Source organism: Actinoalloteichus sp. GBA129-24 (assembly GCF_001941645.1).
GTDB lineage: Bacteria > Actinomycetota > Actinomycetes > Mycobacteriales > Pseudonocardiaceae > Actinoalloteichus_A > Actinoalloteichus_A fjordicus.
In genome coordinates, this window is record NZ_CP016077.1 from 2470968 (window position 1) to 2485148 (window position 14181).

11 protein-coding genes, 1 pseudogene and 1 CRISPR repeat array (1 of these 13 cut by a window edge) are annotated in these 14181 nt (G+C 70.0%); of the genes and pseudogenes, 9 read left to right on the forward strand and 3 right to left on the reverse strand.

Annotated features, from left to right (window positions below; translation table 11 throughout):
• Position 1 precedes the first annotated feature (1 nt).
• The 3 genes from accD to UA75_RS11180 are packed head-to-tail and all read left to right on the forward strand — an operon-like array spanning position 2 to position 3695.
• On the forward strand, positions 2-1717 hold the full coding sequence (accD, locus tag UA75_RS11170) for an acetyl-CoA carboxylase, carboxyltransferase subunit beta (RefSeq protein WP_075740191.1): 1716 nt from the start codon (positions 2-4) through the stop codon (positions 1715-1717).
• Complete coding sequence (locus tag UA75_RS11175) at positions 1714-2259, forward strand: acetyl-CoA carboxylase biotin carboxyl carrier protein (protein ID WP_075740192.1); 546 nt, start codon at positions 1714-1716, stop codon at positions 2257-2259. The genes accD and UA75_RS11175 overlap by 4 nt, the downstream gene beginning before the upstream one ends.
• A 5-nt stretch (positions 2260-2264) precedes the next feature.
• Positions 2265-3695 (forward strand): acetyl/propionyl/methylcrotonyl-CoA carboxylase subunit alpha, encoded by a 1431-nt coding sequence (locus tag UA75_RS11180; protein ID WP_075743671.1) that lies wholly within the window; start codon positions 2265-2267, stop codon positions 3693-3695.
• Between the two features lie 67 nt (positions 3696-3762).
• On the opposite strand, the gene UA75_RS11185 is transcribed toward UA75_RS11180, so the two are convergent.
• On the reverse strand, positions 3763-4383 hold the full coding sequence (locus UA75_RS11185; protein ID WP_075740193.1) for a PadR family transcriptional regulator: 621 nt from the start codon (positions 4381-4383) through the stop codon (positions 3763-3765).
• Between the two features lie 248 nt (positions 4384-4631).
• On the opposite strand from UA75_RS11185, the gene UA75_RS11190 reads away from it, so the two are divergent.
• Positions 4632-5777 (forward strand): FAD-dependent oxidoreductase, encoded by a 1146-nt coding sequence (locus UA75_RS11190; protein WP_198042989.1) that lies wholly within the window; start codon positions 4632-4634, stop codon positions 5775-5777.
• A 569-nt stretch (positions 5778-6346) separates the two neighbouring features.
• Here UA75_RS11190 and UA75_RS11195 read toward each other — a convergent pair.
• Together UA75_RS11195 and UA75_RS11200 are read right to left on the reverse strand one after the other, a co-directional pair.
• Entirely contained in the window at positions 6347-6889 is a 543-nt protein-coding gene (locus UA75_RS11195; RefSeq protein ID WP_075740195.1) for a VOC family protein, read from the reverse strand.
• 249 nt (positions 6890-7138) lie between these two features.
• Positions 7139-7513, reverse strand: coding sequence for a VOC family protein (locus UA75_RS11200; RefSeq protein WP_075740196.1), 375 nt, complete (start codon positions 7511-7513; stop codon positions 7139-7141).
• 312 nt (positions 7514-7825) lie between these two features.
• On the opposite strand from UA75_RS11200, the pseudogene ruvC reads away from it, so the two are divergent.
• From ruvC to UA75_RS11225, 5 genes and pseudogenes are all read left to right on the forward strand, one after another.
• Positions 7826-8383 (forward strand): annotated as a pseudogene (ruvC, locus tag UA75_RS34430) (crossover junction endodeoxyribonuclease RuvC); the annotation flags it as partial.
• A 320-nt stretch (positions 8384-8703) separates the two neighbouring features.
• On the forward strand, positions 8704-9303 hold the full coding sequence (gene ruvA, locus UA75_RS11210; protein ID WP_075740197.1) for a Holliday junction branch migration protein RuvA: 600 nt from the start codon (positions 8704-8706) through the stop codon (positions 9301-9303).
• A 280-nt stretch (positions 9304-9583) separates the two neighbouring features.
• Complete coding sequence (gene ruvB / locus UA75_RS11215) at positions 9584-10612, forward strand: Holliday junction branch migration DNA helicase RuvB (RefSeq protein WP_075743672.1); 1029 nt, start codon at positions 9584-9586, stop codon at positions 10610-10612.
• A gap of 165 nt (positions 10613-10777) precedes the next feature.
• The gene (gene yajC / locus UA75_RS11220; RefSeq protein WP_075740198.1) at positions 10778-11218 is read left to right on the forward strand and encodes a preprotein translocase subunit YajC; all 441 of its coding nucleotides are present in this window, start codon (positions 10778-10780) and stop codon (positions 11216-11218) included.
• Between the two features lie 283 nt (positions 11219-11501).
• Complete coding sequence (locus tag UA75_RS11225; protein ID WP_157434112.1) at positions 11502-13817, forward strand: RelA/SpoT family protein; 2316 nt, start codon at positions 11502-11504, stop codon at positions 13815-13817.
• Positions 13818-14011: 194 nt separating this feature from the next.
• A CRISPR array of direct repeats spans positions 14012-14181; the repeat unit is 37 nt; unit sequence GTGGCACCGGCCCTCCGGGGCCGGTGAGGATCGCAAC; it runs 683 nt beyond the window's last position.

Here is a 14181-nt window from a genome sequence, read left to right on the forward strand (position 1 = left end):
GATGACCAGCACCTGGAAGCAGACGACCCGTGCGGCCTCGGCGGACGGGACGGAGTCCGACTGGTTCCACTGCCGCGGCTGTCACACGTTGATCTACCGGAGGCGCTTCGACCGACTGGGCCAGGTCTGCCCGGAGTGCGGGCGACACGGCCCGCTGACCGCCCGGCAACGGATCGACCAGCTCTTCGACGTCGGGACGGTGAAACCCGTCGACCTCCAGGCCACGGTCGACGACCCCCTGACCTTCACCGATCTGGTGCCCTACCCGCAGCGACTGGCCAAAGCGCGGCGGGACACCGGCCTCGACGACGCGGTGACGGTGGTGCACGCCAGTCTGCGTGGGCACCAGGTCGTCGCGGCGATCATGGACTTCCGGTTCCTCGGCGGAAGTCTGGGCACGGCGGCGGGTGAGGCGATCACCTGTGCCGCCGAGACCGCCCTCGAACAGGGCTGCCCTCTCCTGCTGGTCACCGCCTCCGGCGGCGCCCGCATGCAGGAGGGGGCGCTGTCGCTGATGCAGATGGCCAAGACGAGCAACGCCATCGCGGCACTGGGTGAGGCGGGGCTGCTGACCATCAGCCTGATCACCGACCCCACCTATGGAGGCGTGGCCGCCTCCTTCGCCACCCTCTCGGACCTGATCATCGCCGAGCCGGGCGCGCGAATGGGCTTCGCCGGGCCGCGCGTGATCGAGCAGACGATCCGGCAGCGTCTCCCGGAGGGCTTCCAGACCGCCGAGTTCCTGCGGGCGCACGGCCTCGTCGACGACGTGCGTCCGCGTTCCGAGCTGCCGCACGTCCTGGACGTGCTGCTCTCGGGGGACTCCCCGGTCGCGGCCGACTGGGGAGCCGAGCGCGTCGATCCGGTCACCACCGACGTCGACCGACTGCCCGGCCGGGAGATCGGCGAACTCGTCGCCACCGCACGACACCTGCGGCGGCCGACGACGCTCGATCACATGGCGTACTGGATGGACGGGTTCATCGAACTCCACGGCGACCGTCGGGGCGCGGACTGCCCGGCCGTCGTCGGCGGAGTCGGGCTGTTGGAGGGCCTGCCGGTCGTGGTCATCGGACACCAGAAGGGCCACACCACGGCCGAGATGGTGCGCCGAGGCTTCGGGATGCCCTCGCCTGCCGGGTACCGCAAGGTGATCCGGTTGATGCAGCTCGCCGCCAGGATGGGCGTCCCGGTGGTGACCCTGGTGGACACGCCGGGCGCCGACCCCGGTCTGGCGGCCGAGGAGAACAACCAGGCGGGGGCCATCGCGGAGTGTCTGCGCGTGATCGGCGGCCTGCCCGTCCCCGTGGTCAGCGTGATCACGGGAGAAGGCGGCAGCGGTGGCGCAATCGCTCTGGCCGCCGGAGATCGCGTGCTGCTCTGCGAGAACGCGATCTACTCGGTGATCAGTCCGGAGGGCTGTGCCGCGATCCTCTGGAAGACCCCCGAGGCCGCTCCGACGGCCGCGTCCGCCCTGTGGCTGGACGCCGCGTCGCTGCTGCGGCTCGGGGTCGTCGACGGGGTGATTCCCGAGCCGCCCGGCGGCGCGCACTTCGATCCGGCCTCGGCGGCGGAGACGGTGCGGGACGCGGTGATCTGTGCGGTACGTGAGCTGCGCGGACGTGACGGTGCCGATCTCGTCGCCGAGCGGCGACGGAGGTTCCGGCGCTTCGGAGTCGCCTCGGCGGCCAACGACGTGAAGGAGATCCGGAAATGACCGGCGTAGACGTGCACCCGCCGAGGAACGGGCAGTCGCTCGACGAGAGCTCGATGGACGTCGCGGTGGCCGCGCTGGGGGCCCAGGACGCTCTCCAGCTCCTCTGCCGCAGCGTCTCCGACGTGGTGCGGACGACACCGCAGCATCCGATGCGGGTCAACGTCCGCTTCGGCTGCGCCAGCATCGAGGTCGAGTGGCCGGGTGCGGGCCAGACTCCCGCCGAGGGTGCACCCGCTTCGGCAGCCGTGGCCGCCGCCGTGCCGCCGCAGGCCGCCGAGTCGGACGGCGTCGAGCGACAGGCCGTCTGTGCCCCGTTGGTGGGCACCTTCTACCGAGCCGAGGAGCCGGGCGCCCGACCATTCGTCGAGATCGGCGACGTCGTCGAGCCCGGCCAGCAGATCGGGATCATGGAGGCGATGAAGCTGATGAACCCGATCCTCACCGAGCATCGCGGTCGGGTCGTCGAGGTGGTCGTCGGCGACGGTCAGCCGGTCGAGTACGGCCAGGCCCTGGTGCTCCTCGAGCACGTGGAGGAGGAGTGAGCAGCATGCCGGACCCGGTCCGGGAGATCGCGACGCAGGTCAGGCCGTTCGACACCGTCCTGATCGCCAATCGGGGCGAGATCGCGCTGCGGGTGGTGCGGACCTGTCGCGAGATGGGCATCCGCTCGGTGGTGGTGCACTCCACGGTGGACCGCGACTCTGCGGCGGTGCTGGCCGCCGACCACTCGGTCCAGATCGGTCCGGCCGCGCCGAAACGCAGCTACCTGTTCGCCCCGGCGATCATCGAGGCGGCGTTGCAGAGCGGCGCGCAGGCGGTGCATCCCGGGTACGGCTTCCTCTCCGAGGACCCCGACTTCGCGGAGATCTGCGCGCGCAACGGACTGGTGTTCATCGGCCCTCGGCCCGAGGTCGTCTCCCGACTCGGGGACAAGTCGTTGGCCCGAGCACTGATGGCCGAGGCAGGCCTGCCGGTGCTGCCGGGCACGATCGAGCCGGTGCGCAGCGCGGGCGAGGTGGTCGAGGAGGCGAATCGGATCGGCCTGCCGCTGATCATCAAGGCGACGGCGGGCGGCGGCGGCCGGGGCATGGCGGTGGTGCGGGACTGGGCGGAGCTGCTGCCGACCTACCGAGCGACCAGGGCGGCGGCGCGCGCGGTGTTCGGCGACGAGCGGGTCTACCTCGAACGCTTCTGGGAGAAGGCCCGGCACGTCGAGGTGCAGATCCTCGCCGACGAGCACGGCAACGTGGTGCACCTGGGGGAGCGGGACTGCTCGGTGCAGCGCAGGCACCAGAAGCTCATCGAGGAGAGCCCGGCGCCGGGGCTGAGCCGGGATCTGGCGCGCAGGCTCGCCGAGCATGCCGTGCAGGGGGCCCGCGCCGCGGGGTACACGGGCGCCGGGACCTTCGAGTTCCTGGTCGACGGCGACGAGGCGGCCTTCATCGAGGTCAACTGTCGAATCCAGGTCGAGCACCCCGTGACCGAGGCAGTGACCGGCATCGACCTCATCCGGGAACAGCTGCGGGTGGCTGCGGGGATGCCGCTGTCCTTCACCCAGGACGAGGTGGAGCTGCGAGGTGTCGCGGTCGAATGTCGGGTCAACGCCGAGGACCCGGATCGGGACTTCGCGCCCTGCCCGGGAGAGTTGAGCGAGTTCGTCCCGCCCGGCGGGCAGTTCGTCCGAGTCGACACCGGCGCCTATCCGGGCTGGCGCGTCCCCCCGGACTACGACTCGCTGCTGGCGAAGGTGATCGCCTGGGCGCCGGATCGGCCGCAGGCACTGGCCAGGATGGACCGGGCGCTGCAGGAGTTCCGCATCCGGGGTCGCGGGGTGCACACGACCAAGGAGCTGCTCCGTGAGGTCTTGGTCCATCCGAGCTTCCAGCTCGCCGAGCACACGACGTCGTTCCTGGATGAGGAGCAGTCGAAGGCGGCGGTGGAGCCGGCGGAGACACAGGTGCACGACCGAGCGAGCTGAGCACCCTCGCTGCTCGCCCAGGTCGTGCGGCAGGGGCGCAGGCACGCCGTGTCCGGGGACTGTCTCGTCACCGGGCACGGCGTGCGGTGTGCAGGTCTCGCCACTCCTGGACCCCGTCGAGCGACTGACTGCTGATGTCCTGGAGGAGGCTGCGCACCCACGTCAGCTCAGTCTCCTTGAGTGCGAGCTGGTATTCGTCCTCCACCAGGAAGAGCCGAGGCAGCGGCGGCCGGTCCTTGCCGCCCTCGCTGCTGATGCGCAGCTCCTCGCGGTCGCGTTCGACCTCCTTCTCCAGTCGATGCGCCCGCAGCGCGAGCTGGGCGGCCACGTCGTCGGGCGAGAGCGCCGTCATGAAGGTGAGCCCCGCCGCGAGCAGCGTGTACTCCTTCATGGGAGTGCTGAGCAGCTCGCGGAGTCGCTGTGCGAGCTCCTCGCGACCGTCGTCGGTGATCTCGTAGATCGTCCGTTCTGGACGGTTGCCCTGCCTTCCGGTGCTCTGCACGTCGATCAACTCGGACTTGCGCAGCGTCTCGACCGCGTTGTACAGCGAACCGAAGTTGATCTTCACTGCGGAGTCGTGATGCTGATCCCGCATGGTCGTGGCCATCTCGTAGGGATGCATCGGACGCTGAGCGAGGCAGGCCAACACTGCCAGCGTCAACGGGCTGGACGCCCGTCGCTTCGCCATGGGGGACCTCCTGGTTTATTCGTCTAGGAATATACAGCCATCGCACCGGTTGTGCACACCCTAAGACATCCCTCGGCGATTCGGCGAATCTCCCGCCGTGTCGTGCGGTGACGCAACTCTGCCGCCAAGATGACGTCATTCATGACACTATTCGCTGTTGACTTGACCCGAGTGCTTTAATTAAAGTATTTCGTATGGCGAGCGAGACGAGTTCTGCGCGTAAGCGGGCTATGATCATCGGTTGCGGTGTGGCGGGCCCGGTATTGGCGATGTTCCTCCAACGAGCTGGCATCGAGGCCGTCGTCTACGAAGGGCGACCCGAGGCGCGTGACGAGGTCGGCGCTTTCCTGGGAATAGCACCCAACGGTCGAGACGTGCTCGAGACACTGGGGATTCGAGAGGAGGTCGAAGCCGTCGGCATCCCGAGTCCGAGGATCGCCTTCCTCAATCACAAGGCCAAGGTCCTCGGCCGGAATCCGCAGCCGGTGGTCACCTTGAAGCGAGGTCGACTCACCAAGGCGGTGCGGGAGGCGGCTGAGGATCGAGGCATCCGGGTCGAGTGGAACAAGCGTCTGGTGGACCTGACCGAGACCGACCGGGACTCCGTCATCGCCCGGTTCGCCGACGGGACCTCCGCGGAGGCGGACTTCCTCGTGGGCTGTGACGGCATCAACTCCGAAGTGCGGCGGCGGATCCTGCCCGACGCGCCCCTGCCCGCCTTCACCGGGACCGTCGGGACCGGCGCCTACACCCGTGTCCCCGGCCTCGCCTCGACCGAGGGCACCATGTACATGACCTTCTGCCTCAACGGCTTCTTCGGCTACCAGGTGACGGACGCCGGGGAGGTCTGCTGGTTTGAGAACTTCCACCAGAAGACCGAACCCGGTGCCGCCGAACTGGCCGGGATCTCCGACGAGTCCTGGCAGCGGCGACTGCTGGAGCTGCACCGGAACGATCACGACCCGATTCCCGCGATCATCGCGGCGAAGCAGGAGACGATGGTGCGGTACACGGTCTCGGAGATGCCGGTGCTGTCCACCTGGCATCGGGGTCGGGTCTGCCTGCTCGGGGACGCGGCCCATGCGATGGGTCCGCACTCGGGGCAGGGCGGCTCGATGGCGCTGGAGGACTGCATCGTGCTGGCCAAGTGCCTGCGGGACATCCCGGATCTGTCGCAGGCCTTCGCCACCTATCAGTCCATCCGCAAGGCGCGGGTGGAGAACGTCGTCAAGGAGACGCGACGCAACGGCGACCGGAAGGCCCCGCCCGGACTACTGGGCCGGATCACGCGGGACCTGGTGCTGCCCTTCTTTCTCAAGAACGGCGTCGACTTGTTCACCGAGATCTATCAGCACCACATCGAGTGGGACGAGAAGGTGCTCGTCAACGGCTGACACGGCACGGGCTGGAACCGGCGGACCCCGCAGCAGGCCTGCGGGGTCCGCGGGCGCGCGGGGAGGGCGGGCACGTGCGGACGCCTGAGTGCACGAGGATCGGGGCGCAGCGGGCCTGGCCGCTGGAGGGTCTGGGCTCTGGGTGCTGCGGCGCCGGGGTACCTCGGCGAGGAAGCGCCTCGGCCTTGGCGCGCATCGGCGAGTCGGGGTGCGTGCGGATCTGACCGGGCGCACTCCCGGAAACGGTCCCGACTCGACCTCGCGCCGGGGCGCCTGTCTGCCGAGATGACGTCGCGGCCGTGGCGTCTGCGGGCGCCGAACAGGCTGTGCCGTTCTGCCGTCCGGTCTCCTGCGGTTCGGCGTCGAAGCCGAAGCAGGCCGATGATCTGAGCGCCTCGGCCCGTCCGAACTCCTCGGCCTGGGCCGAGGCATTGCGGCCGTCCCGCCGGGCCCTCCCACCGCACGCGAGACGCCGCCCGGCCTGGCGGCCCGGCGGCGTTCGTCTGCGGTGTGGCGGGGCGTCGAGCCGGGCCGCCGATCATCCGGGGCGGCGGCCAGGCGGACGGCGCCTATTCGTTGTGCGTCGAGATGTGCACGTAGTTGCCTGCGGGGTCGGAGACGAAGCCGCCGCGCTCGCCCCACCAGAAGTCCTGCGGCCTGCTCACGGGGCGGCCGCCTGCCCGGATCGACGCCCGCCAGGTCTTGTCCACGTCCTCGACGAGGACCGTGAGGTCGTTGCTCCGTCGACGGCCCGGCAACGGCCCGAAGTCGAGGCCGGTGGCATCACTGATCTCGTCGGCACTGGCCAGCGCAAGGAAGAAGGTGTCATTCTGCAGAGTCGCGAAGACCGGCGGGCCCTCGCCGTCCTCCGGCATTCGGTACAACTCCTCGAAACCGAGAGACTCGTAAAAGGTGATCATCGGAACCAGGTCGTGGCCGTACAAGGTCGGCTGTCCGTAACGCGCCACCTGCTGGGTCGGCTGTGGCGAATTCGCCGCCGCGCTCGCAGTGGCGTTCGAGTCTTGCGGGGCCGCCGTCGACGTCAGGCCGAGGGTCACTGCGGCGGCCATCGCTAATCCGGAAATCCATTGCGAGGTGACTACAGCTCTCATTCCGTCACTCCTTGCTTGCTGATTCCGGTCGCATGGCACGGAATCACTTCGGTGCCGCATTCATGAGGCTTGGTCACGATATCTGGAGAGGCCTCGTATTCCACTCGAATGCATCTTGCGTGCATCGAGCGGCACCGAAATTGCTGCGGAGAGTGAGTGAATGAACTCGTAGGGCGATGGGCGACGGACGGCCCGGCCACGGGATCGGGCGATGGGGCCGGCCGGCCGGCGCTGCTCGGTCGCTTCGAATCAGTTCCAGGCGGGCGGCGGAGTGGTCAGGCCGATGATGTTGCCGTCCGGGTCGGTGATGTCGGCCTGACGTCCCCACGGCAGGTCCTGCGGGCCGTCCACCGGGACTCCGGCCGCCGACAGTCGTGCGCAGTCCGCGTCGATGTCCGAGGTCAGCAGCATTAGTCCGCGCACGCTGCCGGGGACCAGACTCGGATACCAGGTGACCAGCACGATGCTGGTGGTCGATCCCTTCGGTGCGACCTGGAGCCATCGTCGCCCGCCCAGATCTCGATCGAGGATCAACTCGAATCCGAGCTTGTCGACGTAGAACTCCAGTGCCTTGTCCTGATCGGACACCGGAACCGAGAACAGCTGAACGCCAGTAATACTCATAATACGAATATTACGTCTCTGACTCGGGGCAGTCAACGGATCTCTGGCAGGCGGCCCGGCCCGCAGGGCAGGCCGGAACCGGATCGGATGAGGCGAACGCCACGGCCGCCGCGCAGGCAAGGCCTCGGGTCGATTCTGCGACCGTGCGCTCCACGGCTGCTGTTGCTCGCGTATGCCGTCCGGGGCACCGGCGGACGTCGTCGCGAGCGCCCTGTTCCATCGGCGGGACTCGTGGTGCGCGTGGTGCCACGGCGCGGCATGGTCAACCGGTAGCCTCACTCGAACTGATGTTCGTGGGCGGGAGGCGGCGGGGTGCGGGTGCTCGGTGTTGACCCGGGGCTGACCCGGTGCGGTCTGGGCGTGGTGGACGGCGGGTCCGGCCGAGCGATCTCCTGTGTGTCGGTCGGCGTCGTGCGCTCCCCACCGGAGGCCGAGCTGCCCGTGCGGCTGGGGCTGATCGCCGACGGAGTCGAGCAGTGGCTCGACGAGTACCGGCCGGACGTGGTCGCCGTCGAGCGCGTCTTCAGCCAGCACAACGTGCGGTCCGCGATGGGGACCGCACAGGCGGGCGGGGTCGTCGCGCTGCTGGCCGGGCGACGGGGCCTCCCGGTGCGATTCCACACGCCCAGCGAGGTCAAGGCCGCCGTCACGGGGTCCGGCCGGGCCGACAAGGCCCAGGTGACCGCCATGGTGACCCGCCTGCTCCGGCTGGACGAGCCGCCGAAGCCCGCCGACGCCGCCGACGCCCTCGCGCTGGCCGTCTGTCACCTCTGGCGGGCACCCGTGATGGATCGGATGGCCAGGGCCGAGGCGGAGTCCGAGCGGCTCGCCAAGGCCCACCGCGCCCGGCTGTCCGAAGCAGGCGTTCGGCCCGCCCGGCCCGCCTCGGTGCCCGCCGCCCGGCCCGCGACGCCGCCGAACGCCGCCGCCCGGTCGACGCGGGCTGCGGCCGAGCCGAGAGGCAGGCAGGCGGCGGGCGCGGCCGCCTCGCCCCGGGCCGCCAGGCAGGCGACCGACGCCCCGCCGCAGGCGGCTGCCTCGGCGGCCCGCCGGGCGCGGCAGTCTGATCCGAGGAAGCCTGCCGGTCGGACGCCGCCTGCCGATGCGCCGACGGCCCCGGCGCCGGGCGGGCAGCCGACGTCGGCGTCCGACGGGGACGCGCGGTCGAACAAGACGAGAGAGGTGCGGGAATGATCGCTTCGGTACGCGGCCGGGTGCAGGCGGTCGCCCTCGACCACGTGGTGGTGGAGGTCGCAGGCATCGGCTTGGCGGTTCGCACGACGCCTGCGACGCTGGCCACACTGCGGCGAGGCGACGAGGCCGAGCTGATGACCAGCCTGGTGATCCGGGAGGACTCCTGGACGCTCTACGGATTCGTCGACGCCGACGCGCGGACGCTCTTCGAGCTGGTGCAGACGGTCTCGGGCATCGGGCCCCGGATAGCGCTGGCCATGCTGGCGGTCCTGGAACCCGACCAGCTTCGACACGCGCTGTCGGACGGCGATCTCACGGCCTTGACCCAGGTGCCGGGCATCGGCAGGAAGGGTGCGGAGCGGCTCGTCGTCGAGCTGCGAGACAAGGTCGGCCCCGCAGGGTCCGCCGGAGCCGGTCTGCCGAGTTCCGCCGTCTCGCAGGTCCGGCCGAGCGTGGTCGACGCGCTGGTCGGCCTCGGCTTCACCGGCAAGCAGGCCGAACAGGCAGTGGACGCCGTGCTCGCCGAACCGGACGGGCCCGACGACACCGCCGGGGTGCTCCGGCGGTCGCTGGCGATACTGGGGCGCAAGAGATAGTCCGGTGTGACGACGTCGCAGGCCCCCGATCCCCGGTGCCAGGACCGGCGGCGCGCCGACCGGCGCGTACGACGGAGCAGGCCGCACGAACCCTGTGCAGGTCGGAGCCGGTTTTGATCACGCTGGCACGCCGAGCGGAGCCGGACGTCGTACCCGACAGATCGCGAACAGCACGGGAGCGGGGGAGCAGCTGGTGACCGAGGAACGCTTCACTGCCGAGGAGGAGCGGGTGGCCGAGGAGGACTGGGAGGTCGATGCCGTCGACCTCGACGCGGTCGGGCTGTCGCCGCACGCCGAGCCTGCGGAGCAGGACGTCGAGTCGACGCTGCGACCCCGCGACCTCCGCGAGTTCATCGGCCAGCCCCGCGTCCGCGAGCAGCTCGAACTGGTGCTCTCCGGGGCGTTGCGACGCGGCAGGCCGCCGGACCACGTCCTGCTCTCCGGGCCGCCCGGTCTCGGCAAGACCAGCCTCTCGATGATCATCGCCGCCGAGCTGGGCTCGGCGCTGCGGGTCACCTCGGGGCCCGCGATGGAGCGTGCGGGCGACCTGGCCGCGATGCTGTCCAACCTCGTCGAGGGCGACGTGTTGTTCATCGACGAGATCCACCGCATCGCCCGGCCCGCCGAGGAGATGCTGTATCTGGCGATGGAGGACCTCCGCGTCGACGTGGTGGTCGGCAAGGGGCCGGGCGCGACGAGCATCCCGTTGGAGATCGCCCCGTTCACCCTCGTCGGGGCGACCACGCGGGCGGGTTCGCTGACGGGCCCGCTGCGGGACCGGTTCGGCTTCACCGCGCATATGGAGTTCTACAGTCCCGCCGAGTTGGAACAGGTGCTGCGGCGGTCCGCTGCGATCCTGGGGGTGGCCCTGCACCCGGAGGGCGCGGACGAGATCGCGGGCCGGTCGCGCGGCACGCCCCGGATCGCCAACCGCCTGCTGCGTCGGGTCCGTGACTTCGCCGAGGTCCGAGCGGACGGCACCGTGACGAGGTCGGTGGCCAGGGCCGCACTGGAGGTCTACGAGGTCGATGAGCTCGGCCTGGATCGGCTGGACCTCGCGGTCCTCGGCGCCCTGGTCCGATCGTTCGGCGGCGGCCCGGTGGGGGTGTCGACGCTGGCGGTCGCGGTCGGTGAACAGCCGACCACCGTCGAGGAGGTCTGCGAGCCGTTCCTGGTCCGGGCCGGGATGCTGGCCAGGACTCCGAGGGGCCGGGTCGCCACCGCCGCTGCCTGGCATCACCTCGGTCTCACACCGCCGCCGGAGGCCGTCGGCGGCACCGGATCACTCTTCGCGATGGATCAGGACTAGACTCGGTGTCTGACCTGACGTCTCAGTGCGCTCACCGGAGTCGGGGAGTGTCCCGCAGGCACGGGTGGTGGGTCATCAGCACAGCAGGCCTGGCACACTGGGTAGTCGATACCCGAACAACCGGACGAACCGTGCGTCGAGCAGGCGTCCGCTGAACGGAGAACGATGGAATCCTTCATCTTTCCGCTGCTCCTGCTCCTGCTGGTGCTGCCGCTGTTCCTGGCCAGCCGAAAGCAGAAGCGCGCGATGCAGGAGATGCAGCAGCTGCAGAGCTCCCTTGCTCCTGGCGACCGTGTGATGACCAGCTCTGGCCTCTACGGAACCGTCACCGACACCGCTGAGGACACCATCGACGTGGAGATCGCCCCCGGCGTCACCACGACGTGGGTCCGGGCGGCCGTCCGCGAGAAGGTGGTGACCGCCGACGAGCTTCCCGAGAGCATCGACGAGACCGACGACTCCGACGACCTCGAGCGTTCGCTCGACGCGGACGCCGACACCACGAAGGCCACCGACTCGGCTGATGTGACCGAGGACACGGTCGACGCCGAGAAGGCCACCTCCGGTGCGGGCGCGAAGTCCGCCGAGGCGGGCAAGACCGCCTGACGACGCCGAGCACGACCGGTCACGATCGCCCGCAGTTCGGCCTGCTCCCTTCGGGGGAGCCGGGTCGAGCAGGCGGGCGATCGTCGTCAGCGGGCGTGCCGCCGTGACGGAGGCCCATGCCATGGGGTGTCCCCTGCCGTGGGGAGAGTTCGACACGGCTGCTTCACCCTGACGGAACACGGCGGTCGGGATCGGCGTTATCCTCGTCATCCGGGTCACCCGGAGACGGACTCGGGTCGTGCCCCCCGCGCGGGGACAACGAACAACGCAATGAGTCTGGAGCATGCCGGTGAGTCAGGACGTCGAACAGGCCTCGCCGGGCCAGGCTGAGGCGCCGAGGCAGCCGTCGGCCACCCGTCGCGTCCGGGCCAGGCTCGCCCGCCGCATCACGGCTCAGCGGTCCTCTTCGGTCAAACAGGTGCTCGAGCCCCTGGCGGCCGTGCACCGGCAACTGCACCCGAAGGCCGATCTCGCGCTTCTGCAGGGCGCCTACGACGTGGCCGAGGAGAAGCACCGCAGTCAGCGACGCAAGTCCGGCGACCCCTACATCACCCACCCGCTCGCGGTGGCCACCATCCTGGCCGAGCTGGGCATGGACACCACCACCCTGGTCGCGGCCCTGCTCCACGACACGGTTGAGGACACCGACTACTCGCTCGACCGGCTGCGCACCGACTTCAGCGACGAGATCGCCCACCTCGTGGACGGGGTGACCAAGCTCGACAAGGTCAAGCTCGGCGCAGCCGCCGAGGCCGAGACGATTCGCAAGATGGTCATCGCGATGGCCCGTGATCCTCGGGTCCTGGTCATCAAGCTCGCCGACCGGCTGCACAACATGCGCACCATGCGCTTCCTCCCGCCGGAGAAGCAGGCCCGCAAGGCCCGCGAGACCCTGGAGGTACTGGCTCCGCTGGCACATCGGCTAGGCATGGCGACCGTCAAGTGGGAACTGGAGGACCTGGCCTTCGCCATCCTCCAGCCCAAGAAGTACGACGAGATCGTTCGGCTGGTCGCCAACCGCGCCCCCTCGCGCGACACCTACCTGCGAGGCGTGGTCAGCCAGCTCACCGACAATCTGAACAGCGCCCGGCTGGTCGCCAGGGTCGAGGGCAGGCCCAAGCACTACTACTCGATCCACCAGAAGATGATCGTGCGGGGCCGCGACTTCGACGACATCCACGATCTGGTCGGCGTGCGCATCCTGGTCGACGAGGTGCGGGACTGCTACGCGGCGATGGGCGTCGTCCACGCACTCTGGCAGCCGATGCCCGGCCGGTTCAAGGACTACATCGCCCAGCCTCGGTTCGGCGTCTACCAGTCGCTGCACACGACCGTCATCGGCCCGGACGGCAAGCCGCTCGAAGTGCAGATCCGCACCCACGAGATGCACCGCACCGCCGAGTACGGCATCGCAGCGCACTGGCGGTACAAGGAGACCAAGGGCAACAACGGCAGCGGCACCTCCGCCGTCGAGGTCGACGAGATGGCGTGGATGCGCCAGCTGCTCGACTGGCAGCGCGAGGCGGCCGATCCCGGCGACTTCCTGGAGTCGCTGCGATACGACCTCGCGACCCGCGAGATCTTCGTCTTCACGCCCAAGGGCGATGTCATCACGTTGCCCACGGGTTCCACGCCCGTCGACTTCGCCTACGCCGTGCACACCGAGGTCGGCCACCGCTGCATCGGCGCCAGGGTCAACGGCAGGCTCGTGGCGCTGGAGCGCGAGCTGGAGAACGGCGAGGTCGTCGAGATCTTCACCTCGAAGGCCGAGGGCGCCGGGCCCAGCCGGGACTGGCTGTCCTTCACCGCCTCGCCGCGCGCGCGGGCCAAGATCAAGCAATGGTTCGCCAAGGAGCGCCGCGAGGAGGCCATCGAGAGCGGCAAGGAGGCCATCGCCCGCGAGCTGCGGCGGGTCGGCCTGCCGCTGCAGCGGCTCGTCTCGGCGGACTCCCTCGGCGCGGTCGCGCGCGAGCTGCACTACACCGACATCAGCACGCTGTACGCGGCGGTCGGGGAGCATCACTCCTCGGCCAAGCACGTCGTCACCCGCCTGATGGCGCTGGTCGGCGGCGAGGAGCATGCCGAGGAGGAGCTGGCCGAGCGGTCGACCCCCTCCACGATGCATCACCGCAGGCGGGCCACCGCCGACGCGGGCGTCGTCGTGAAGGACGCGGGCGACGTGTGGGTCAAGCTCGCGCGCTGCTGCACGCCCGTGCCCGGCGACGAGATCCTCGGCTTCGTCACGCGGGGCGGCGGGGTCAGCGTGCACCGCACCGACTGCACCAACGCCGACGAACTGCGTGCCACGCCCGAGCGGCTGCTCCCGGTGGAGTGGGCGCCGTCCTCCTCCTCGGTGTTCCTGGTGGCCATTCAGGTCGAGGCGCTCGATCGGCACCGGCTGCTCTCCGACGTCACGAAGATCCTCGCCGACGAGCGGGTCAACATCCTCTCGGCCTCGGTCACCACCACCAGGGACCGGGTGGCGGTCAGCCGCTTCTCCTTCGAGATGGGCGACCCGAAGCACCTCGGCCACGTGTTGAAGGCGGTCCGCAACATCGAGGGCGTCTACGACGTCTACCGGGTGACCTCCACCGCCTGAGGCCCGGAGTCCTCGGCGCGAGCTGCGCAGGCCGTCCGGCGCGTCAGCGGGAACTGCGGTGTGCCGCCCGAGCCGCTTGGGGAGGGGAGGCGTCGGGCGACACGCCGGGTCAGTCCGAAGCGTTTCTTGGGCGTGTCGGTCACGAGTCGGTAACCTGGGGTCGCTTGATCACGCAACACCCCTGGAAGTACAGGGTGGCACCGGCCCTCCGGGGCCGGTGAGGATCGCAACGAGGACGTCCTCGCGGTAGGTGGCGAGGACGTCGATGGTGGCACCGGCCCTCCGGGGCCGGTGAGGATCGCAACCCCGACCGCCGGTGACCGCGCGGCCGAGATACTGGCCGTGGCACCGGCCCTCCGGGGCC

Excerpts from the sequence above, each read along its gene's own strand:
- UA75_RS11180 (WP_075743671.1), top strand. The coding sequence starts at position 2,265 with ATGCCGGACCCGGTCCGGGAGATCGCGACGCAGGTCAGGCCGTTCGAC.
- UA75_RS11225 (WP_157434112.1), top strand. The coding sequence starts at position 11,502 with ATGCCGGTGAGTCAGGACGTCGAACAGGCCTCGCCGGGCCAGGCTGAG.
- UA75_RS11185 (WP_075740193.1), bottom strand. The coding sequence starts at position 4,383 with ATGGCGAAGCGACGGGCGTCCAGCCCGTTGACGCTGGCAGTGTTGGCC.
- UA75_RS11175 (WP_075740192.1), top strand. The coding sequence starts at position 1,714 with ATGACCGGCGTAGACGTGCACCCGCCGAGGAACGGGCAGTCGCTCGAC.
- accD (WP_075740191.1), top strand. The coding sequence starts at position 2 with ATGACCAGCACCTGGAAGCAGACGACCCGTGCGGCCTCGGCGGACGGG.
- UA75_RS11200 (WP_075740196.1), bottom strand. The coding sequence starts at position 7,513 with ATGAGTATTACTGGCGTTCAGCTGTTCTCGGTTCCGGTGTCCGATCAG.
- yajC (WP_075740198.1), top strand. The coding sequence starts at position 10,778 with ATGGAATCCTTCATCTTTCCGCTGCTCCTGCTCCTGCTGGTGCTGCCG.
- UA75_RS11195 (WP_075740195.1), bottom strand. The coding sequence starts at position 6,889 with ATGAGAGCTGTAGTCACCTCGCAATGGATTTCCGGATTAGCGATGGCC.
- ruvA (WP_075740197.1), top strand. The coding sequence starts at position 8,704 with ATGATCGCTTCGGTACGCGGCCGGGTGCAGGCGGTCGCCCTCGACCAC.